Origin of the sequence: Sulfitobacter sp. 1A12056 (assembly GCF_043558125.1) — a bacterium.
GTDB classification, from domain to species: Bacteria; Pseudomonadota; Alphaproteobacteria; order Rhodobacterales; family Rhodobacteraceae; genus Sulfitobacter; species Sulfitobacter faviae.
This window is the reverse complement of sequence record NZ_JBIFFY010000002.1, coordinates 299887-320077: the sequence shown is the minus strand read 5'-3', so window position 1 is coordinate 320077 and position 20191 is coordinate 299887. Positions and strand designations below refer to the sequence as shown.

Here is a 20191-nt window from a genome sequence, read left to right as displayed (position 1 = left end):
CGGTTCGGAGCGTATATAGGGAGGGTATTTGCACCCTGCAACCATTGGCTGGTCTGGATGGTCGCGATTCCGTGATGTTTTTGCTAAACGAGTGAGGAAGAACGAAAAATGACTGCTTTGCGCCTCCGGGGCTTTGATATTCACAAGGAATTTCTAGGAAGAGCGGCCCAGCAAGAGGTGCTGGAGGCAGTGCGCGGCGTGGTGCGCAAGGCGCCGTTCTTTCGCCCCGAAGTGCCGCGCGGCGGGCGTATGTCGGTCCGGATGAGCGCGGCAGGGCGCTATGGCTGGTTTTCGGATCGGCGTGGGTATCGTTACGTCACCGAACATCCCGACGGTGAGCCTTGGCCCGAGATCCCGGCACCGATTATGGCGATTTGGGATCAGTTGACCGAGTTGGAGCGCCGCCCGGAATGCTGCCTGATCAACTACTACGATGCCGATGCGCGTATGGGGCTGCATCAAGACCGGGACGAGGCGGATTTTCAGTGGCCGGTCGTCTCAGTCTCTCTGGGCGATGACGGGCTGTTTCGGATCGGCAACCTGACCCGAGGGGGCAAGACGGAATCGATCTGGCTGCAGTCGGGCGATGTGGTGGTGATGGGCGGTGACGCGCGGCTGACCTATCACGGCGTGGACCGGATCAAACCCGGCACCTCGACATTGCTGCCCAAAGGCGGACGGATCAACTTGACGCTGCGCGTGGTGGAGTGACGTTTTCTTTGAAAGAAAACGGAGACGGACTTTTTCAAAAAGTCCGTCGCTTCAGTGGCTAAGCGAACAACACCCTGTCTGATGTTGCCAGCCATCATTTCCCTGCAAAAGGAAGTCGACCGCTAGCCCATAGCCGCGATCCGACATGCCATCGCTACAGGCACGCGCCGCAAGCGTAGCGATGGCCGCGCCCTGCGGCCCCTCGGCGATCATGTGAAAACTGTCACGCCGCCCCTGCGCCGGGCCAGACTGCGTGATGCGGTAATCGCGTGCGCCGCCCGCCATGGCATCGTAGCTCAACGTCTCGCCGGTCACCTCAAAAGACCAAAACGGCTCTGTCCCGCCGCAATGGGCCACGGGTGGTATCGCACCGGCCCATTGGCCCGCTTGCCGGGTAAGGAAACGCAGAGAGACCCAGCCGCTCCCTTCGGCCGTATTTACCAGGCCCCAGCCGCGATGGTCATCGGGGTGGATCACTTCGATGTTCTGGGCGTCAGGCTCGAAGCTGCCGATGATCGGGGCGCTGGCACTCGGGGCTTAGCGAATGTTCAATACATCATCCGCCCCGACACCGCTGACGTCATGCAGGGCGGGCCATGCATCCTGCGTCGCCCAGACAGGTAATGCCCGAAGGCAGAGGAAGAGCGCCAGAAGTCTCATCGCCGGGCGTTCCAACTGATCGACGCATGGCGGCGGGTATAGAATTCGCCCATCAGCCCAATCATCAAAAGCACCAGACCCACCCAAAGCGGATATTCCCAACTGGTGTAGCGCGGGTTGTAATTGATGAAGGCAAAGCCGCGCGCTTGGTCGATGCTGTGAAACAGCGGGTTCCAGTCAAACATCGCCAGCATATAGCCGGGCAGGGAGTTGGCGAGGAACATCTTCCCCGAGGCGATCATATTGGCGCGTTGATAGACGGTAGAGAAAATCGTCACGAAGGACGGAAACCACGGTTTGATCGCCAGCATCACCAGCCCGAGGGCGCAGCCTGTAAACCACGCGGTCAGCATCATCCCGAAAGCGGCAAAGGGCTGGTCTATGGTGATCGGGGTGACTGCCACATGATAGATGAACAGGATCACGAAGAGCGACAGCACTTGGATATAGAGCGAGCCCACTGCCGCCGATGCGATGGCGATGATCGTGTTCATCGGGGCGTGCTGCATCATCGGGCTTGCCGGTCCCTCAGACCCCGCGACCGCGCCCAGAGCCTTCACATGGGTGAGGTAGAGGAAAATCCCCGACATCAGATAGATGAGGAAGTCTCCGCGCACGGCAGAGCCGCGCATCCCGAGGATCGAAAACATCACATAGAAGGCCAGTACGAACATCACCGTTTGCAGCATGTTCATCGCGATGGCGATGAAGGCATTGTTGTGCTGTTTGCGTACGTTGCGCACCACGGAATGGTAGACCAGTTCCGCGATGGCGAGGGCAGAACCGATGCCGGATTTCGGCTTTCTGGAAGACTGGAACATGCGCGCGTCCTTGACGAAGCCCTAGCGTGGCACGGAATTCTTGCTGTTCCGTTAGCTCCGCAGCATAAGGGAAACAGTAAATTGAAGCAACGACAGCCCGCAGGGCCGGAGGCAAAATGGATTACGAGAAACTGGTCGCGGAAATGCGGCGGCTGGCATTGGAAGCCGGGGACAAGATCATGGAGATCTACGGTCAGGACGATTTCGAGGTGAAATCGAAATCCGACGACAGCCCCGTTACCGCCGCCGACGAAGCCGCCGATGCGATCATTTCCGACGGACTCCGCGCGGCTTTCTCCGATGTCATGTTGGTGACCGAAGAGCAGGCTGCGACCCATTCCGCTAAAGGCGATACCTTTCTCATCGTCGATCCGCTGGATGGCACCAAAGAGTTCGTCCACCGCCGCGGGGATTTCACGGTGAACATCGCGCTGGTCGAAGGCGGCGTGCCGACGCGCGGCGTGGTCTATGCCCCCGCCAAAGCCCGGATGTTCTTTACCCAAGCCGACGGCCAGTCGGTCGAAGAGGCCGGCGCATTCGACAAGGGGCAGGTGGGGGAAACCAAAGCGATTTCGGTCTCTAACCCCGACAATGCGGCCCTGATGGTCGTCGCCTCCAAATCCCACCGCGATCAGGCGACCGATGATTATATCGGCAAATACGCCGTGCGGGACATGACCTCGGCGGGGTCGTCGCTGAAATTCTGTCTCGTCGCGACCGGAGAGGCCGATCTCTACCCGCGTCTTGGCCGCACGATGGAGTGGGACACTGCCGCGGGCCATGCGGTGCTGAACGGGGCAGGCGGCGCGGTGGTGCGCTTCGATGACCTCTCGCCCCTGACCTACGGCAAAGAAGATTTCGCGAACCCTTTCTTCATCGCCCATGCCCCGGGCGTTGAGTTGAAGGCGGGCTGATGTCGGTCCTGATCGTCATTCCCGCCCGCTATGCCTCCACCCGCTATCCCGGCAAGCCGCTGGTGGCCCTCACCGGGGCGTCGGGCCAGAAACAGACCCTGATCGAACGCAGTTGGCGGGCCGCCAGCGCAGTGTCGGGCGTCGACCGCGTGGTGGTGGCCACCGACGATGACCGCATTCGGGAGGCCGCCGAAGGCTTCGGCGCCGAGGTCGTGATGACCTCGGAAAGCTGCGCCAACGGCACCGAACGCTGTGCCGAGGCCCATGCCGCATTGGGTGGGGGCTATGACATCGTGGTGAACCTGCAAGGTGACGCCCCGCTGACGCCGCATTGGTTTGTCGAAGGGCTGGTGCAGGGGTTGACAGACAACCCCGAGGCCGAGATCGCCACCCCGGTTCTGCGCTGCGACGGGGCCACGCTGAACAGTCTTCTGGCCGACCGCAAAGCGGGCCGCGTGGGGGGGACCACGGCGGTTTTCGGCGCCGATAATCAAGCGCTCTACTTCTCGAAAGAGGTCGTTCCCTATACCGGAAAGCCCTACGCAGAGACGGATATGACCCCGGTCTTCCACCACGTCGGCGTCTATGCCTACCGCCCCGATGCACTGGCCCAATACCCAAGCTGGCCCGTCGGCCCCTTGGAGCAGTTGGAAGGGTTGGAGCAGTTGCGTTTTCTTGAAAATGGCCGCGCCGTACTCTGTGCGAAGGTCGAGGCCAAGGGGCGCGAGTTTTGGGAGTTGAACAACCCCGAAGACGTGCCAAAGCTCGAAGCCATGATGGCGAAAATGGGTCTGGAATGACCCCCACCCCCGTCAGTGCCACGCTCGAAAGCGGCGTGCCTGTCAGCATCGTGATCGTCAGCCGGAATCGGCCCGAAGCATTGCGGCGCTGCCTGACGGGGGTAGAACAGCTTCAATATACCCCTTTCGAAGTCATCATCGTGGCCGATCCTGCCGGGATTGCCGTGGCCCGTGCCATGCATTTCGCCGGGGCGTTGAAACTGGTCCCTTTCGACAGGCCGAATATCTCTGCCGCGCGCAACCTTGGGATTGCCGAGGCCGCGGGGGAGGTCGTGGCCTTTATCGACGATGACGCGGTGCCGGAGCCGCAATGGCTGCGCCACCTACTGGAGCCTGCGCAACGGCCAGAGGTCGCGGCGATGACCGGCTTCATCCGGGGGCGAAACGGCATCTCGTTCCAATATCGTGCGCGCCGGTTGAATGGTCTCGGAGAGCCGGAAACGCTCGATGTCGACCCTGAAACTCCGAGCATCCTGCACCCTTCGCCCGGGGGGGCAATCAAGACCGAAGGCACCAATATGGCCTTTTGGCGCGAAGTCTTGGTGGAAATGGGCGGCTTTGACCCGGCCTTTCACTACTATCTTGATGAGACCGATCTGAATATGCGGCTGGCGCGGGCGGGCCATGCCACGGCAATCGTGCCACTGGCCGAGGTCCATCACGGTTTCGCCGCCAACGCCATGCGAAGCGCCAACCGCGTGCCGCGCGATCTTTTCGATATCGGGGCAAGCTGGGCCGTGTTCCATCGCAAACATCTGCCCGCGCAGGACCGTGCCGCCCATTGGGCGCATCTGCGCGCCCAAGAGCGCCGCCGTCTGCTGCGCCATCTGATAAGCGGCGGGTTAGAGCCACGTGATGTGCCAAGGTTGCTGCGCAGGTTGGATGATGGACACGCCGAAGGGGTGGAACGCCCCATCGCCAGCGTCTCCCTGCCTGAGAAGGCCGACAGCGCTTTCCGCCCTTTTCCGGCCCGTGCCCGGCGCAGCGTGGCCATGTTCACCCGGCCTATTAATCTGGCGCGAGACCGGGCAAAGGCTGCAAAACGGGCATTATCGGGTGAGATCGTGACCCTGATCAACCTTTCGCCGACGGCGCTTTATCATCGCGTTGCCTTTGATCCGGCCTACGCTATCTGGCTGCAAACAGGTGGAATATACGGAAAGTCCACACGGGATGACGCGGTTTTCCGCTTAACTCGTCGCCTCGACAGGCTGCAAAGGGAAGTTAAGCGAGTTGCCAGACAGCGCGGTTTCGGCGAGGATTGTCGCCGATAGGAAGCGCAGGTGGATTGACCGTGGCGTTCTGTATATTTCGAATAAGTGGTAAGGATTAAAATGCGCAAGAAGGTTACAAAAGCGATTTTCCCGGTTGCAGGCATGGGGACACGCTTTCTGCCCGCCACCAAATCGGTGCCGAAAGAGATTATGACCCTCGTCGACCGGCCCTTGGTTCAATATGCAATCGACGAGGCGCGCGCCGCCGGGATCAAAGAGTTCATCTTCGTAACCTCACGCGGCAAAGGCGCGCTGGAGGATTACTTCGATCACGCCCCGCAGCTTGAGCAGGAGTTGCGCAAAAAGGGCAAGACCGAGCTTCTGGAGACGCTGCAAAGCACCAATATGGACAGTGGCGCAATCGCCTATATCCGCCAGCACAAGGCGCTGGGCCTTGGCCATGCGGTCTGGTGCGCGCGCCGTTTGATCGGCAATGAGCCCTTTGCCGTTATGCTGCCGGATGACGTGATCGCGGCGGAAAAACCTTGTCTTCAACAGATGGTCGAGGCCTATGAAGAAACCGGCGGCAGCATGGTCGCCGCGATGGAGGTGGAGCCTTCCCGCACATCCTCTTACGGCATTCTCGATACCAGCGAAGAACGCAGCGATTTGGTGAAGGTCAACGGTATGGTTGAGAAGCCTGCCGTCGACGAAGCACCATCGAACCTCGCGGTGATCGGGCGCTATATTCTGGCGCCGACCGTTTTGAAGAACCTGAACAAGCTGAAATCCGGCTCGGGCGGTGAAATTCAATTGACCGATGCGATCGCACAAGAGATTGAGCAAGACCGCGATGTCTATGGCTTCCGTTTCCGCGGGCAGCGGTTCGATTGCGGCTCAAAAGCGGGCTTTCTGCAAGCGACAGTGGCCTTCGGCCTTGCCCGTGAAGAATTGCGCGACGATCTTTCGGCCTATCTGCAAAGCATTTCCCAGATCGACCGGGCGGCGCAGTAGGGGCAAGAAGCGGGCCCTTGGAAAAGCCTCAGTCTTTCCCCACGCGGCTGTTGGACCTGACGCGCAGTCTGCGTCGGGTTGGGCGGGGCGCGACGGGGGTGGATCGGGTCGAACTGGCCTATCTCTCACATCTTTTGACAGAGGACGCGCCGCTTTTTGGAGTAGCGCGCACCGCTTTGGGCTATGTTCTGCTGGACCACGGTGGGATGCGGGGCTTTCAGGATCGGCTTGCGGGGCGCGTTCCTTGGGGGCGGGCGGATCTGCTTTCGCGTCTGCCGCGGGGGCGTACTGTGTCGCTCAGCCGGGCGGAAAGCGACTTGCGGCGTTTGGCGGTCGCGCGCTGCGTTCCGGCCGGGTTGCCCGCGATGCTTGCGCGGCATCTGCCGCCGGGTTTTGCCTATCTGAATGTCGGGCACAGCAATCTGACGGATCGGGTTTTGGGCGCCGTGAAACAGGCGCGGGGGCGAAGTGCCGTTCTGATCCATGACGTGATCCCATTGGAATATCCCGCCTATCAACGCCCCGGCACTGTCGCGCCGTTTCGGGCCAAGATCGACCGGGTGAGCGCGCAGGCCGATCTGGTGATTTACAACTCACAAGACACGCGGCAGCGCAGCGAGGCGCAGATGCGGGGGCGGATACCGCCCTCCGTGGTCGCACATCTGGGGGTCGACCTGCCCGACCCCGATGCTGGTGAATTGTCTGCGGGCCTGCCGCCAAACCGTCCCTATTTCGTCGTTGTGGGCACAATCGAGCCGCGCAAGAACCATGGTTTCTTGCTGGACCTCTGGCAGCAGATGGACCCGGACGCGCCGCTTTTGCTGGTTTGCGGCGCGCGGGGGTGGAACAACAGCGCGGTCTTTGACCGGCTAGGTCGGCTGCCACCCAATGGTTCTGTGCGAGAGCTGCCGGGCCTCAGCGATAAAGCTCTCGCAGCAATGGTGCAGGGCGCGGCGGGGATGCTTTTCCCCAGCCATGCAGAGGGGTTTGGCCTGCCCCCGGCAGAGGCGCTGAGCCTTGGAACGCGTGTTTTATGCAACGATTTGCCGGTCTTGCATGAGGTCTTGGGCGACAAAGCCGTTTACGCGCCCCTGAGCGAACCCTATTCATGGATCAGAATAATCGAAGAATGGGCCGCATCTGTGCCAGACCCGCGCCCAGCGACGACTTTTATCGCGCCAACATGGGCCGAACACTTCAAGACAGTGTTAAAGTCGACGTGATAGCGCGGTAGAGGGGCGGTCAGACGCGATAGGTAAGGGGCGGTTTGGGCTTAATACAGTCATATCGGTTGCGGCTGCAACGCAAGCGCTGGCGCATCCGCGCCTTCCGCAAGCGGCGCGAGTTAACCTCTGTGGCGAACCGGACGGCGCAGATCAAAGCTGACGATATTCTGCTGTTCTGCACGCAGCGCAACGAAGCGATCCGGCTGCCCTATTTCCTGAAATACTACCGCGAGATGGGCGTCGGGCATTTCTTCTTTGTCGATAATGACAGCGACGATGGCGCGCTCGACTATCTGGCCAAGCAACCCGATGTCTCGGTCTGGAGCGCCAAGGCCAGCTACAAACGCGCCCGCTTTGGGGTGGATTGGCTGAACTGGTTGCAGATGAAATACGCCCACGGCCATTGGGCGCTGACGGTCGATCCGGATGAATTTTTGGTCTACCCCTTTTGTGACACGCGCCCCCTGCGGGCGCTGACCGATTGGCTCGATGCCTCTTCGATCAAGAGCTTTTCGGCGATGTTGCTGGATATGTATCCCAAGGGGCGCCTTGACGAGGAGCCCTATAAGGCGGGGCAAAACCCGATTGAGATTGCCGCATGGTTCGACAGTGGCAACTACACCATTTCGCGCAACCGGCGGTTTGGGAACCTGTGGATTCAGGGCGGGCCACGGGCGCGGGTGTTCTTTCCCGACGCGCCCGCAAAAGCGCCCGCGCTCAACAAGGTGCCGCTGGTGAAATGGGACCGGCGCTATGCCTATGTCAGCTCGACCCATATGCTGCTGCCGCGCGGGCTTAATCAGGTTTATGACGAATGGGGCGGAGAGAAAGCCTCGGGCGTCCTCTTGCACGCCAAGTTCCTCGACACCTTCGGGGCCAAGGCGGCGGAGGAGTTGCAGCGTAGCGAGCATTACGCGGCTTCTGTCGAATACAAAGCCTATGCTGAACAGCTGAAGGACGACCCGCAGCTTTGGTGCAAATGGTCGGAACGCTATATCAATTGGCGGCAGCTTGAGATCCTCGGCCTCATGTCCAAGGGGAACTGGGCATGAGCGTCGGGATCGTCATGTTGGTGCACAACGCTTTTGACCGGGCCGAGCAGGTCGCGCGGCATTGGGCGGCGGCGGGCTGTCCGGTGGTGATCCATATCGACAAGGCGGTGCCCCGGCGGGCGCATGATGCCTTCGTGGCGGCGCTGTCGGATCTCAAGGATGTCTGCTTTAGCCTGCGCAAACGCTGCGAATGGGGCACTTGGGGGATCGTTGCCGCCTCTCAGGGGGCGGCGGAGATGATGCTCTCGCGCTTTCCCAAGGTACGCCATGTCTATCTGGCCTCCGGCTCTTGCTTGCCGCTGCGCCCGGTGCAGGAGTTGATCGACTATCTTGAGGACCGCCCCCAGACCGACTTCATCGAAAGCGCCACCACGGCGGATGTGCCTTGGACCGTGGGCGGGCTGGATGCAGAGCGGTTTACCCTGCGCTTCCCCTTTTCATGGCGGCGCAATCGCTATCTGTTCGACCGCGCGGTCGAGATGCAGCGCCTGCTGCGGTTGAAACGTCGGATGCCGCGCGGGATCGTGCCGCATATGGGCTCGCAATGGTGGTGCCTGACCCGGCGCACCCTGTCGGCGATCTTGCAAGACCCCGACCGGCCCACCTACGACAAGTTCTTTCGCCATGTTTGGATCCCGGACGAAAGCTATTTCCAGACCCTTGCACGGCTCTATTCCAGCAAGATCGAAAGCCGGTCGCTGACCCTGTCTAAGTTCGATTTTCAGGGCAAGCCGCATATCTTTTACGACGATCACCTCCAGCTTTTGCGCCGCTCGGATTGTTTCGTGGCACGCAAGATTTGGCCTCATGCGGACAGGCTCTATGATGCCTTTCTGACCGACCCTGCCGGCGCGATGAAAAAGACCGAGCCGAACCCCGGCAAGATCGACCGCATCTTTGCCAAGGCGGTGGAGCGGCGCACCCGGGGCCGTGCGGGGCTTTATATGCAAAGCCGTTTTCCCAACGAGGATTGGGAGAATGGCGTCACCGCCGCGCCCTATTCGATGTTTCAGGGCTTTACCGAGATTTTCGAGGATTTCGAACATTGGCTCAGCCGGGCCAGCGGGGCGCGCGTGCATGGGCATCTCTTTGCGCCCGACCGGGTGCATTTCGCGGGCGGGGAAACCGCGCTGAATGGTGCGTTGTCGGATAACCCGGTGCTGCGCGATCACAATGCCAGTGCGTTCTTGACCAATCTGATTTGGAACACCCGGGGCGAGCGTCAGTGCTTTCAGTTCGGCCCGATGGACAATCAAGACATCAACTGGCGTGTGGCCAAAGACCCGAATGCGCATATTTCGGTGATCACCGGCGCTTGGGCGGTGCCTCTGTTCCGCTCGAACCTTGATTTCGCAGATATCCGCCGTCTGGCCGCCAAGTTGCAAAAGACGGAAAGCACGCATTTGGATGTACTGAATTCGCCCTATACCAAGGCGCGTGTGCGGGTCTGGACCATGGCCGATTTCATCGAAGCGCCGATGGAGCCTTTGCAAGATATCCTTGACGAAATTGGGCGCCCCCGTCTGCGCCGCCTGTCAGAGGCGCCGCGCATGGTTGATCTGAACGGCTTCGGCCAGTTCCTCCAGAATCTCAAGAACCAAGGCATGCACCCCTATCTGGTCGGCGATTTCTCGGTGGCCCAAGGGGGCAGCGCCGATGCCAAACCTTCCCCCAAACCCTATCTGGTGAAATAATCCATGCGCGACAAATTCGACAGTTTCGTGGTCTTCGCCGAGATGCGGACCGGGTCCAACTTCCTAGAGGCGAACTTGAACGCCTTTGCCGGGATCGCCTGTCATGGGGAGGCGTTCAACCCTTTCTTCATAGGGTATCCCAAAAGCGAGCCCATCCTTGGCGTTGATCAGGCCACGCGGGACGAAAACCCCAAAAAGCTGCTGGCGGAGATCCGGGGGCAGCAGGATGCTTTGGGCGGCTTCCGCTATTTCCACGACCACGATCCGCGTGTTTTCGATGAGATCATCGAGGATCAGCGCTGCGCCAAGATCGTGCTCACGCGCAACCCGGTCGACAGCTATGTCAGTTGGAAGATCGCGCAGGCCACCGGGCAGTGGAAACTGACCGATATGAAGGCGCAGAAGGTGGCGCAGGCCGTCTTCGATGCCGATGAGTTCAGCGCCCATTTGGATGCCCTCCAGCAGTTCCAGATCACGCTGCTGAACCGTTTGCAAACTTCCGGCCAGACGGCATTTTATGTAGCTTACGAAGACCTGCAAAGCGTTGAGGTGATGAACGGGCTTGCACGCTATCTTGGCGTGGATGAGCAGTTGGAGGGGCTGGACAAGAACCTCAAGAAACAGAACCCCAGCCCGATCTCGGCCAAGGTCAGCAACTATGACGAGATGCTGGAGGCGCTGGCGCGGCTCGATCGTTTCGATCTGACCCGCACCCCAAATTTCGAGCCACGGCGCGGGCCGAACGTGCCCTCTTATGTGGCGGCGGCGACCAGCGGCTTGATCTATCTGCCGATTAAATCCGGCCCGCAGGATCAGGTGCTGGACTGGCTCGCCGCCCTCGATGGCGTCCCGCGTGAGGCGCTGCGCGGTAAGATGTCGCAAAAAGAGCTGCGGCAGTGGAAACGCAAAATGCGCGGGCATCGCGGCTTTACCGTGCTGCGCCATCCCGCCCTGCGCGCGCATGATGCCTTTTGCCGCCATATCCTGACCACGGGGGAGGGCAGTTACCGCCAGCTGCGCAACACGCTGATGCGCCGCTACAAGGTGCCGCTGCCAAAGGATGGCCCCGACGCCGAATATGATCGAGACGCGCATCGCGCAGCCTTTGTTGCCTTCCTCAAGTTTCTCAAAGGCAATCTGGCCGGGCAAACTTCGATCCGGGTGGATGCTGCATGGTGTTCTCAGGCCCAAGCCATTGCGGGGTTCGGGGCGTTCTGCCTGCCCGACCGCATCCTCCGCGAAGAGGAGTTGGCCAGCGAACTCCCCGCTCTGGCTGCGGGGCAGGGCCATGCCACCGTCCCCGCCGTGCCCCAGATGGTGGAACCCGGCCCCTTCACGCTCGGCGATATCTATGACGATGAGATCGAGGTCCTGACGGCGGAAGCCTATCAGAAGGATTATATGACCTTCGGCTTTTCGCGCTGGCGGTGAGGGGTACAGGCTAGATTGACCTTGCCGGTTCTGACGTAAACTGGAACAACAGGGCATCTTGAGCATCCCGCCAAAGGTCGCGCCGTGAGTTTCCTGTCTGTCACCTCTGTTCCCCGGCTGCGGTGGAGTTCGCCGAAAGCCTTCACGCTCAGGCCGCCATTGGCCTCGATGGTGTTTCTGGTTCTGGGACTGGTGATGTTTGGCTTGGGCGAGGCGCTTTTGGTCACTGCGGGCGTCGGCGTCAGCCCTTGGACCGTCTTCGCCGAAGGGGTGACCCGCATCACGGGGTGGAGCCTTGGCTTTGCGACCTTCCTGATCAGCGCCGTGGTTCTTTTGCTCTGGATCCCGCTGATGCAGACGCCCGGTATCGGCACCATTCTGAACGCGGTGATCGTGGCGCTGGTGCTGGAATATGCGCTGCCGATCCTGCCCCACTTCGACAGCTATCTGGCGAATGCCGTGCTGGCGCTGACCGGCGTCTTCGTGACCGGCTTTGGCGGCGCGATCTACCTTGTGGCAAACCTTGGCCCCGGGCCGCGGGACGGGTTGATGACGGGGCTGCAACGGGTCACCGGGAAACCCATCGCGCTGGTCCGCATGAGCATCGAATTGTCCGTCGTCGCCATCGGCTGGGCCTTGGGCGGCACCCTGGGCCTCGGCACGCTGCTTTTCGCGGTGGGGATCGGCCCGGCCATGGCGATTGGGATGCAGATTCTGCAACTGCGCAGCGTGGCCCGCTAGGCGGCAGCGCGCGGGTTGCGCTAGGTGGCCCGTGCAAAAGGCTGAAATCCGCTTTTTCCTGAAACGACCCCACCGCATACTGCGGTATACCGTCGACCTTCGCCGCCTCTTCCGCTATCAGGGCAGCAAATGCAGCAATTTGGAGCAATCATGTCCGATATCATCTACACCAAAGTTGACGAAGCGCCGGAGCTGGCCTCTGCCTCGCTGTTGCCGATCATCAAAAAGTTCGCCGAAGCCGCTGGTGTGAGCGTCGGCACCAAAGACATCAGCCTAGCAGGCCGCATCCTCGCGACCTTCCCTGAGCACCTGACCGAAGAACAGCGTCAGTCCGACGATCTGGCCGAGCTGGGCCGTCTGGTGAAGACGCCCGAGGCCAATGTCATCAAGCTGCCGAACATCTCTGCCTCCGTGCCGCAGCTGGTTGCCGCGATCAAAGAGCTTCAGGCCCAAGGCTACGCGCTACCCGACTACCCCGAAGAGCCGAGCACAGACGAAGAAAAAGCCGTGCGCGCCAAATATGACGGCATCAAAGGCTCCGCCGTGAACCCGGTCCTGCGCGAAGGCAACTCCGACCGCCGCGCGGCCAAGGCCGTGAAGAGCTTTGCCCAGTCCAACCCGCACCGCATGGGGGACTGGACCGCCGACAGCAAGACGCATGTCTCGTCGATGTCCGGCAATGATTTCTTCTCCAACGAAGTATCCGCCACGCTCGACGCCGCCAGTGGCGCGAAGATCGTGCTGGAAACGGCGGATGGCGAGAAGGTGTTGAAAGACGGTCTGGACTATCCCGCCGGCACCGTGGTCGACGCGACCTTCATGAGCGCCGCGGCGCTGAAAGACTTCCTCAGCACCCAGATCGAAAAGACCAAGGAAGAGGGCATCCTCTTCTCGCTGCACCTCAAGGCGACGATGATGAAGGTCTCTGACCCGATCCTTTTCGGCCACGCGGTCAAAGCCTATCTTGCGCCGGTGTTTGAAAAGCACGGGGAAAAGCTGAAAGAACTCGGCGTGAACCCCAACTCTGGCCTCGGCGATCTGCTGGAGCGTGTGAAGGGCGAGAGCGAGATCATGGCCGATATCGACGCCTGCATGGACGCGCGCCCGCCGATGTATATGGTCGATTCCGACAAGGGCATCACCAACTTGCATGTCTCTTCCGACGTGATCATCGACGCCTCCATGCCCGCGCTGATCCGCGCCGGCGGCAAGGGCTGGGGCCCGGACGGCAAAGAGCATGACGCCAACTGCGTGATCCCCGACAACTCCTATGCGCCGGTCTATGACGAGGCGATCAACTTCTTCAAAGAGAACGGCAAGCTCGACCCGGCGACCGCAGGCACGGTGCAGAACATCGGCCTGATGGCGCAGAAGGCCGAGGAATACGGCTCCCACCCCACCACCTTTGAACTGGCCGAGGCGGGCACCGTCAAAATGATCCTCGACGACGGCACCGTGCTGCACCAACATAAGGTTGAGGCCGGTGACATCTGGCGCTCCTCCTCTGCGCGAAAGGCGCCGATCGAGGATTGGGTCAACCTCGCCATCTCGCGTCAAAAGGCTGAAGGCTGCCGCGCGATCTTCTGGCTGGACGCAAACCGCGCTCATGACGCCGAGCTGATCTCCTACGTCAAGCCCATCCTTGAGGCACAGGGCGTGGCCGACAAGTTCGAGATCATGGCCCCCCGCGAAGCCACCCGCGCCTCGCTTGAGACCATCACCAAGGGCGAGAACACCATCGCGATCACCGGCAACGTGCTGCGCGACTATCTGACCGACCTCTTCCCGATCTTGGAACTGGCGACCTCGGCCAAGATGTTGTCCATCGTGAAGCTGATGAACGGCGGCGGGTTGTTCGAGACCGGGGCGGGCGGCTCGGCCCCCAAACACGTGCAGCAGCTGGTGGAAGAGAACCACCTGCGGTGGGACAGTCTTGGCGAATTCTGCGCCCTTGGGGAGAGCCTGAAGTTCCTCGCCGATGCCCGTGGCAACGAAAAGGCGCGCGTGCTGGGCGATGCCGTGGAAACCGCGACGCAGGGCATCCTCGATCACGGTCGTTCCCCTTCGCGCAAGGTGGGTGAGCCCGACAACCGCGACAGCCACTATTGGTTCGCGCGCTACTGGGCCGAAGCCGTCGCCGCGCAGAGCGATGACGCGGACCTCGCCGCAGAGTTCGCGCCCGTCGCCAAGGAACTGGCCGACAAGGAAGCCGACATCCTGTCCGAGCTTGCAACGGCCCAAGGCACGGCTGTCGATCTGGGCGGCTACTACCACACCGACGCGGAGAAAACCGCCCGCGTGATGCGCCCCTCCGAGACGCTGAACGGTATCATCGGGTAACTCGCCTGATATAAAAAAATCCGCCGCGCCGCTGTTTAAGCGGCGCGGCGGATTATCGTTTTAAGACTTGGCAGCGGCGCTGGCGCTTTGCGGGCGCCTACAACCCCCTCAAAAATCCAAATTCTCCACGCTCAGCGCGTTCTGCTGGATGAACTCGCGGCGCGGTTCGACCACGTCACCCATCAGCTTGGTGAAGAGATCGTCCGCCTCGGCCATATCCTCCACGCGGACCTGCAGCAGCGTGCGCGCGTCCGGGTCGAGGGTGGTTTCCCACAGCTGGTCGGGGTTCATCTCGCCCAGACCCTTGTAGCGCTGCAGCGACAGGCCTTTCTCGCCCTCGGCAAGGATCGCGTTGAGCAGGTCCATGGGGCCGTAGATCATCTGGCTGCGGTCCTTGCGGATGAGCTTAGCGGGCTGGTCGTAGACCTCCTGCAGGTGCTGGGTGAAGCTCCCGGATTTCTTCGCCTCACCCGAGCGCAGCATGCGGCCGTCGAGGGTGCGCACCTCTTCCACGCCGCGCAGGATGCGGGCGAGGCGGATGCCGTGGTCTTGGGTGATCCGGCCCTGCCAGCCGCGCTCGTATTCCAGCGCGATCAGGTTCAAACGGTCGGCGATCTTGTCGGCCACGCCCTGCAGGTCGCTGTCCACCGCGCCCTCGACAAAGGCACCGGCGATGGCGGCCTGTTCGAGGATGTGGCGCGGGTAGTGGGTCGGGAAAGCCTCCAGCACGCGTTTCAGCTGGCGCGCCATGTCGACCACGCGGGTGAGGTCTTGGCCGGTGATTTCTTCGCCGTTGCCTTGGCGCAGCATGGCGCCGTCGACACCCTGCTGGATCAGGTAGTCCTCCATCGCGGCCTCATCCTTGAGGTAGACCTCGGACTTGCCGCGCGAGACTTTGTAGAGCGGCGGCTGCGCGATGTAGAGGTGGCCGTTCTCGATAAGTTCGGGCATCTGGCGGTAGAAGAAGGTCAGCAAGAGTGTGCGGATATGCGCGCCGTCGACGTCAGCATCGGTCATGATGACGATTTTGTGGTAGCGCAGCTTGTCGATGTTGAACTCGTCGCGCCCGATCCCGGTGCCGAGCGCCATGACGAGGTTGCCGATCTCTTGGCTGCCCAGCATCCGGTCGAAACGCGCGCGTTCCACGTTGAGGATCTTACCCTTGAGCGGCAGGATCGCCTGCGTCTGACGGTCGCGCCCGGTCTGGGCCGAGCCGCCCGCGCTGTCCCCCTCGACGAGGAAGACTTCGGTCTTGGCCGGGTCTTTCTCCGAGCAATCCTTGAGCTTACCAGCGAGGAAGTTGACGTCCATCGCCGTCTTGCGCCGGGTCAACTCGCGTGCCTTGCGGGCGGCTTCGCGGGCCTGGGCAGCCTCGACGATCTTGCCGACGATCTGCTTGGCCTCGTTGGGGTTCTCCTCGAACCATTCGGCGAGACGCTCGTTCATCAGCCCTTCGACCGCCGGGCGCACCTCCGACGAGACCAGCTTGTCCTTGGTCTGCGATGAGAACTTCGGATCGGGCACTTTCACCGACAGCACGCAGGTCAGACCCTCGCGGGCGTCGTCGCCGGTGAAGGAGATCTTCTCCTTCTTGGCGATGCCGCTGGTCTGGGCATAGGCGTTGATCGTGCGCGTCAGCGCGCCGCGGAACCCCGCCATATGGGTGCCGCCGTCGCGCTGCGGGATGTTGTTGGTGAAGGGCAGCACGTTCTCGTGATAGCTGTCGTTCCACCACATGGCGACCTCGATGCCGATGTCGTCCCGCTCCCCGGTGATGAAGATCGGCTCGTCCATGACCGCATGCTTGTGCCGGTCGAGGTATTTGACGAATTCCTTCACGCCGCCTTCGTAGTAGAGCTCGGTTTGCAGCGGCTCGACGGGGCGTTCGTCCTTCAGGATGATGCGCACGCCGGAGTTCAGGAAGGCCAGTTCGCGCAGGCGCTTTTCCAGCGTCTCGAAGCTGTATTCGAGGTTGGAGAATGTCTCGGTCGAGGCCATGAAACGGACCTCGGTGCCAGTGCGGTCGGTCTCGCCCACGACTTCGAGGTGCTTGGTGGTGAAACCGCCCTCAAACCGCGCGATATGTTCTTTGCCCTCGCGCCAGATGCGCAGTTCCAGCCAGTCCGAGAGCGCATTCACGACCGAGACGCCGACCCCGTGCAGACCGCCGGAGACCTTGTAGGAATTACTGTCGAACTTCCCGCCCGCGTGCAGCTGGGTCATGATGACCTCGGCCGCCGAGACGCCCTCTTCCTCATGGATGCCCACGGGGATGCCGCGACCGTTGTCGCTGACCGATACGCTGGAATCCGCGTGGATCGTGACCGTCACCGCGTCGGCGTGACCGGCCAGTGCCTCGTCGATGCCGTTGTCCACGACCTCGTACACCATGTGGTGCAGGCCCGAGCCGTCATCGGTGTCCCCGATATACATGCCGGGGCGTTTGCGAACAGCCTCCAACCCTTTGAGAACCTTGATGGAATCGGCACCGTATTCCTGTGGTGTCAGATCAGTGTCGGACATGCGGAGAAAACCCTTATCGTTTGCCCGATTTATAGTGGTTTGGCAGGGGATTGTCACGCGAATGACACAAGATTTTGTGTCAGGCGAAGGGGACGATCAGGCCCACGAAAACCAGCATCGCGCCGGAGATCAGATTGATCCGTCGCAGGGTGCGCGGAGCGGTCAGAAAGCCACGCAGATGGCCCACTAGGAGGGCGATCACGAGGTTGCCGACGAGCGGCACGATGACCGAGGCGGCGAGGATCAGCCCGATGTCGGGGGCGGTGACCGCGCGCAGGTCGAAAAAGCCGGGCAGCACGCCCATGTAGAACAGCACCGCCTTGGGATTGCCGAGGATCGCGATGAGCCCGGCGATGAAACCGGGCCACATGCCGGGGCGGGTGAGGCGGCTGTCGGTGTCGATCTTCGCGCCCGCCTGCCGGATCAGGCTCAACCCCGTGGCGATGAACACCAGTGCAGCGGTCCAGCGCAGCACCTCCATAAGCGTGTCGAAGGCCGAGACGATCCAAGTAATCCCCAGCACCGCCACCAGTGGCCAGAGCATGTCGCCGATCGCGACACCGAGCGCCAGCGGCCACGCCGCTTGAAACCCGCCCGAGAGTGCCCGGGCCATCATCGCCAGCCAGACCGGGCCGGGGGTGAGAAACAGGATCAGCAGCGCGCCGCAGTAAAGAAGCAGGTCGGTGGGCGAGAGGGTCATGGCTGACGCACCACTTGCGACAGGCCCTCATCCTCGGTCACTTCCACATATTGCGCGCGGTCCCCAAGGCTGTCGAAAAGCTCCGGCCCCGTGCCGGTCATCCAAGCCTGCGCGCCGAGCGCCGTGATCTCGTCGTAAAGCGCCGCACGGCGGCCCGCGTCGAGATGCGCGGCCACCTCGTCCAGCAGCAGGATCGGCGGCGCGCCGAAATCGGCGGCGATGGCGCGGGCATTGGCGAGGATGAGCGAGACCAGCAGCGCCTTCTGCTCCCCGGTGGAGCAATCCCGCGCGGCGATGCCCTTGGCGGCATAGGTGCCTTCCAGATCGGCGCGGTGAGGGCCGATCAAAGTTCGCCCGGCGGCGACATCGCGCATCCGGTTGTCCGACAGCGCCCGGCGCAGCCCCTCGGCACTGTCGGGCATGTCGTTTTGGAGCATCAGCGTGGCGATGGGGAAGGCGGTCTGCGCCTCCTCCTGCGCGCTCGCGAGGGCCGTGAGGGCCTGTTGCCGGTTGGCATGGATCTGCGCCCCGGTCTCGGCCATGCGGTCTTCGAGGGCGGCGTACCACGCGGGCTCGCGCACCATGTCCTTCAGCAGACGGTTGCGCTCGCGCATGGCCTTTTCATAGCTCAGCGACAGTTCAGCGTGATCGGGCAGCATCGACAGGGTCACCCGGTCAAGAAACCGCCGCCGCCCCTCGGCGCCTTCGGTCCAGAGCCGATCCATCGCGGGAATGAGCCAGAGCACGCGGGCAATGCGGCCAAGCGCTGTCTGGGCCGCGGCTTTGCTGTCGATCTTGGTCTGCCGGGCGGCACCGGCTTCGGACCAGATGTCGACCTCATGCATCACGCTCGGCCCATGCAGCAGGCCGGTGATCTTCCAGCCCAAGGCCTCGGGGCGGCGGGCCATGTCCTGCGCGCTGCTGCGCCGCAGCCCGCGCCCGGGGGAGAGAAGCGAAATCGCCTCAATCACATTGGTCTTGCCCGCACCATTGGGTCCGTAAAGCGCGACGGGCCGCGCGTCCACGTCGATCACCGCGCGTTTATGCGAGCGGAAATGCGAGAGGCCGAGATTGGAAAGATACAGCTGCGCCATTCAAAGCCCGTTTTCTTTGAAAGAAAACGGCGCGGGAATTTCAAAAATTCTCGCCCAAGTCACACGCGCATCGGCATGACGACGTAGACTGCCGAAGTGTCGGTGCCTTCGCGCATCAGGGTCGGATCGCCCGAGGAGTTGAACAGGAAAACGGCGTTCTCGCGGTCCACTTGGCTTGCGATTTCCAACAGGTATTTCGCGTTGAAGCCGATTTCGAGACGCTCGTCGCCGTAAGCCACGGCAAGCTCTTCTTCGGCAGCACCGCTGTCGGGCGCGTTGACGGACAGCACCAGACGGTCTTCGTCCAGTTGCAGTTTCACGGCGCGCGAACGCTCGGAAGAAACGGTCGCCACGCGGTCCACCGCGCGGGCGAAATCGGCGGCGTCGACTTCCATCTTGCGGGTGTTCCCCTGCGGAATGACGCGGGTGTAGTCGGGGAAGGTGCCGTCGATGACCTTCGAGGTCAGGGTGATGGCCGGGGTGGCGAAACGGATCTTGGTCTCGGACACGGACACCGCGATTTCCATCTCGTCATCGTCGAGTAGTTTGCGCAGCTCGCCCACGGTCTTGCGCGGGACGATCACGCCGGGCATCTCAGACGCCCCCTCGGGCATCCCAGCGTCGATCCGGGCCAGACGGTGACCGTCGGTGGCCACGCAGCGCAGCGCCTTGCCGCCCTCGGCATCCGCCACATGCAGGTAGACCCCGTTGAGGTAATAGCGCGTCTCCTCGGTGGAGATGGCGAATTTCGACTTGTCAAACAGGCGGCGCAGCACCGGGGCCGGGGCCGAGAAGTTCGAGGCATATTCCGAAGACGCCATGACGGGGAAATCCTCGCGCGGCAGGGTGGCCAGCGAGAAGTTGGAGCGGCCCGCTTCGACCGTCAGGCGGCCAGCAGCGGTGTCGGCGGTGAGGCTGATCAGCGCGCCGTCGGGCAGCTTGCGCACGATTTCATGAAGCAGCGTGGCCGAAACGGTGGTGGCGCCTGCGCGCTCCACTTGGGCGGCGACCTTGTCGACCACCTCGATATCCAGATCGGTGGCGCGGAAGGAGACATCGCTGCCCTCGGCCTCGATCAGCACGTTGGCGAGGATCGGAATGGTGTTGCGGCGCTCGACCACGGATTGGGCTTGCGAAACGGCTTTGAGCAGTGCCGCGCGTTCGATGCTGAATTTCATATGCCTTCTCCCATACCGACTGCCGGGAGAGGCAAACTACCCGGTTCCCACGCTTACACAAGAACTTTTGTGGCTTTG

Annotated in this window: 17 protein-coding genes; 11 read left to right on the top strand and 6 right to left on the bottom strand. The window is 62.1% G+C overall.

The window, feature by feature from the left end:
• Positions 1 to 108: 108 nt before the first annotated feature.
• The gene (locus ACGYLD_RS05890; RefSeq protein ID WP_271692635.1) at positions 109 to 711 is read left to right on the top strand and encodes an alpha-ketoglutarate-dependent dioxygenase AlkB; all 603 of its coding nucleotides are present in this window, start codon (positions 109 to 111) and stop codon (positions 709 to 711) included.
• Positions 712 to 762: 51 nt separating this feature from the next.
• Here the strand turns inward: ACGYLD_RS05890 and ACGYLD_RS05885 are convergent, their stop codons facing one another.
• Both ACGYLD_RS05885 and ACGYLD_RS05880 read right to left on the bottom strand, forming a co-directional pair.
• The gene (locus ACGYLD_RS05885) at positions 763 to 1188 is read right to left on the bottom strand and encodes a hypothetical protein (RefSeq protein WP_394401633.1); all 426 of its coding nucleotides are present in this window, start codon (positions 1186 to 1188) and stop codon (positions 763 to 765) included.
• A gap of 179 nt (positions 1189 to 1367) precedes the next feature.
• On the bottom strand, positions 1368 to 2192 hold the full coding sequence (locus ACGYLD_RS05880; protein WP_067264256.1) for an ABC transporter permease: 825 nt from the start codon (positions 2190 to 2192) through the stop codon (positions 1368 to 1370).
• Between the two features lie 116 nt (positions 2193 to 2308).
• Here ACGYLD_RS05880 and cysQ point away from each other — a divergent pair, with 116 nt between their 5' ends.
• From cysQ to ACGYLD_RS05830, 10 genes are all read left to right on the top strand, one after another.
• Positions 2309 to 3106, top strand: a complete 798-nt coding sequence (gene cysQ / locus ACGYLD_RS05875) for a 3'(2'),5'-bisphosphate nucleotidase CysQ (RefSeq protein ID WP_394401630.1) — start codon at positions 2309 to 2311, stop codon at positions 3104 to 3106.
• Positions 3106 to 3906, top strand: coding sequence for a 3-deoxy-manno-octulosonate cytidylyltransferase (locus ACGYLD_RS05870; protein ID WP_271692631.1), 801 nt, complete (start codon positions 3106 to 3108; stop codon positions 3904 to 3906). The genes cysQ and ACGYLD_RS05870 overlap by 1 nt, the downstream gene beginning before the upstream one ends.
• Positions 3903 to 5180, top strand: a complete 1278-nt coding sequence (locus ACGYLD_RS05865) for a glycosyltransferase family 2 protein (protein WP_394401627.1) — start codon at positions 3903 to 3905, stop codon at positions 5178 to 5180. Before ACGYLD_RS05870 ends, ACGYLD_RS05865 begins: the two co-directional genes overlap by 4 nt.
• Positions 5181 to 5240: 60 nt before the next feature.
• Positions 5241 to 6134: a UTP--glucose-1-phosphate uridylyltransferase GalU gene (gene galU, locus ACGYLD_RS05860; RefSeq protein ID WP_271692629.1), complete on the top strand. Its 894-nt coding sequence runs from the start codon at positions 5241 to 5243 to the stop codon at positions 6132 to 6134.
• Between the two features lie 17 nt (positions 6135 to 6151).
• The gene (locus ACGYLD_RS05855) at positions 6152 to 7357 is read left to right on the top strand and encodes a glycosyltransferase family 1 protein (RefSeq protein WP_271692628.1); all 1206 of its coding nucleotides are present in this window, start codon (positions 6152 to 6154) and stop codon (positions 7355 to 7357) included.
• A gap of 68 nt (positions 7358 to 7425) precedes the next feature.
• Entirely contained in the window at positions 7426 to 8412 is a 987-nt protein-coding gene (locus tag ACGYLD_RS05850; RefSeq protein WP_271692627.1) for a glycosyltransferase family 2 protein, read from the top strand.
• Complete coding sequence (locus tag ACGYLD_RS05845; RefSeq protein ID WP_394401622.1) at positions 8409 to 10106, top strand: beta-1,6-N-acetylglucosaminyltransferase; 1698 nt, start codon at positions 8409 to 8411, stop codon at positions 10104 to 10106. The genes ACGYLD_RS05850 and ACGYLD_RS05845 overlap by 4 nt, the downstream gene beginning before the upstream one ends.
• Positions 10107 to 10109: 3 nt before the next feature.
• Entirely contained in the window at positions 10110 to 11537 is a 1428-nt protein-coding gene (locus ACGYLD_RS05840) for a nodulation protein NodH (RefSeq protein ID WP_271692624.1), read from the top strand.
• A gap of 84 nt (positions 11538 to 11621) precedes the next feature.
• Positions 11622 to 12278: a YitT family protein gene (locus tag ACGYLD_RS05835; RefSeq protein ID WP_067264229.1), complete on the top strand. Its 657-nt coding sequence runs from the start codon at positions 11622 to 11624 to the stop codon at positions 12276 to 12278.
• Positions 12279 to 12428: 150 nt separating this feature from the next.
• On the top strand, positions 12429 to 14618 hold the full coding sequence (locus tag ACGYLD_RS05830; protein ID WP_394401619.1) for an NADP-dependent isocitrate dehydrogenase: 2190 nt from the start codon (positions 12429 to 12431) through the stop codon (positions 14616 to 14618).
• 108 nt (positions 14619 to 14726) lie between these two features.
• Here ACGYLD_RS05830 and gyrB read toward each other — a convergent pair whose 3' ends face one another.
• From gyrB to dnaN, 4 genes are all read right to left on the bottom strand, one after another.
• Positions 14727 to 17141 (bottom strand): DNA topoisomerase (ATP-hydrolyzing) subunit B, encoded by a 2415-nt coding sequence (gene gyrB, locus ACGYLD_RS05825; protein ID WP_394401616.1) that lies wholly within the window; start codon positions 17139 to 17141, stop codon positions 14727 to 14729.
• Positions 17142 to 17220: 79 nt separating this feature from the next.
• A complete protein-coding gene (locus ACGYLD_RS05820) occupies positions 17221 to 17841 on the bottom strand; it encodes a LysE family translocator (protein ID WP_271692621.1) in 621 nt (206 codons plus the stop codon).
• Positions 17838 to 18935: a DNA replication/repair protein RecF gene (gene recF / locus ACGYLD_RS05815; RefSeq protein WP_271692620.1), complete on the bottom strand. Its 1098-nt coding sequence runs from the start codon at positions 18933 to 18935 to the stop codon at positions 17838 to 17840. The genes ACGYLD_RS05820 and recF overlap by 4 nt, the downstream gene beginning before the upstream one ends.
• Positions 18936 to 18994: 59 nt before the next feature.
• Positions 18995 to 20113 (bottom strand): DNA polymerase III subunit beta, encoded by a 1119-nt coding sequence (gene dnaN, locus ACGYLD_RS05810; RefSeq protein ID WP_271692619.1) that lies wholly within the window; start codon positions 20111 to 20113, stop codon positions 18995 to 18997.
• Positions 20114 to 20191 lie beyond the last annotated feature (78 nt).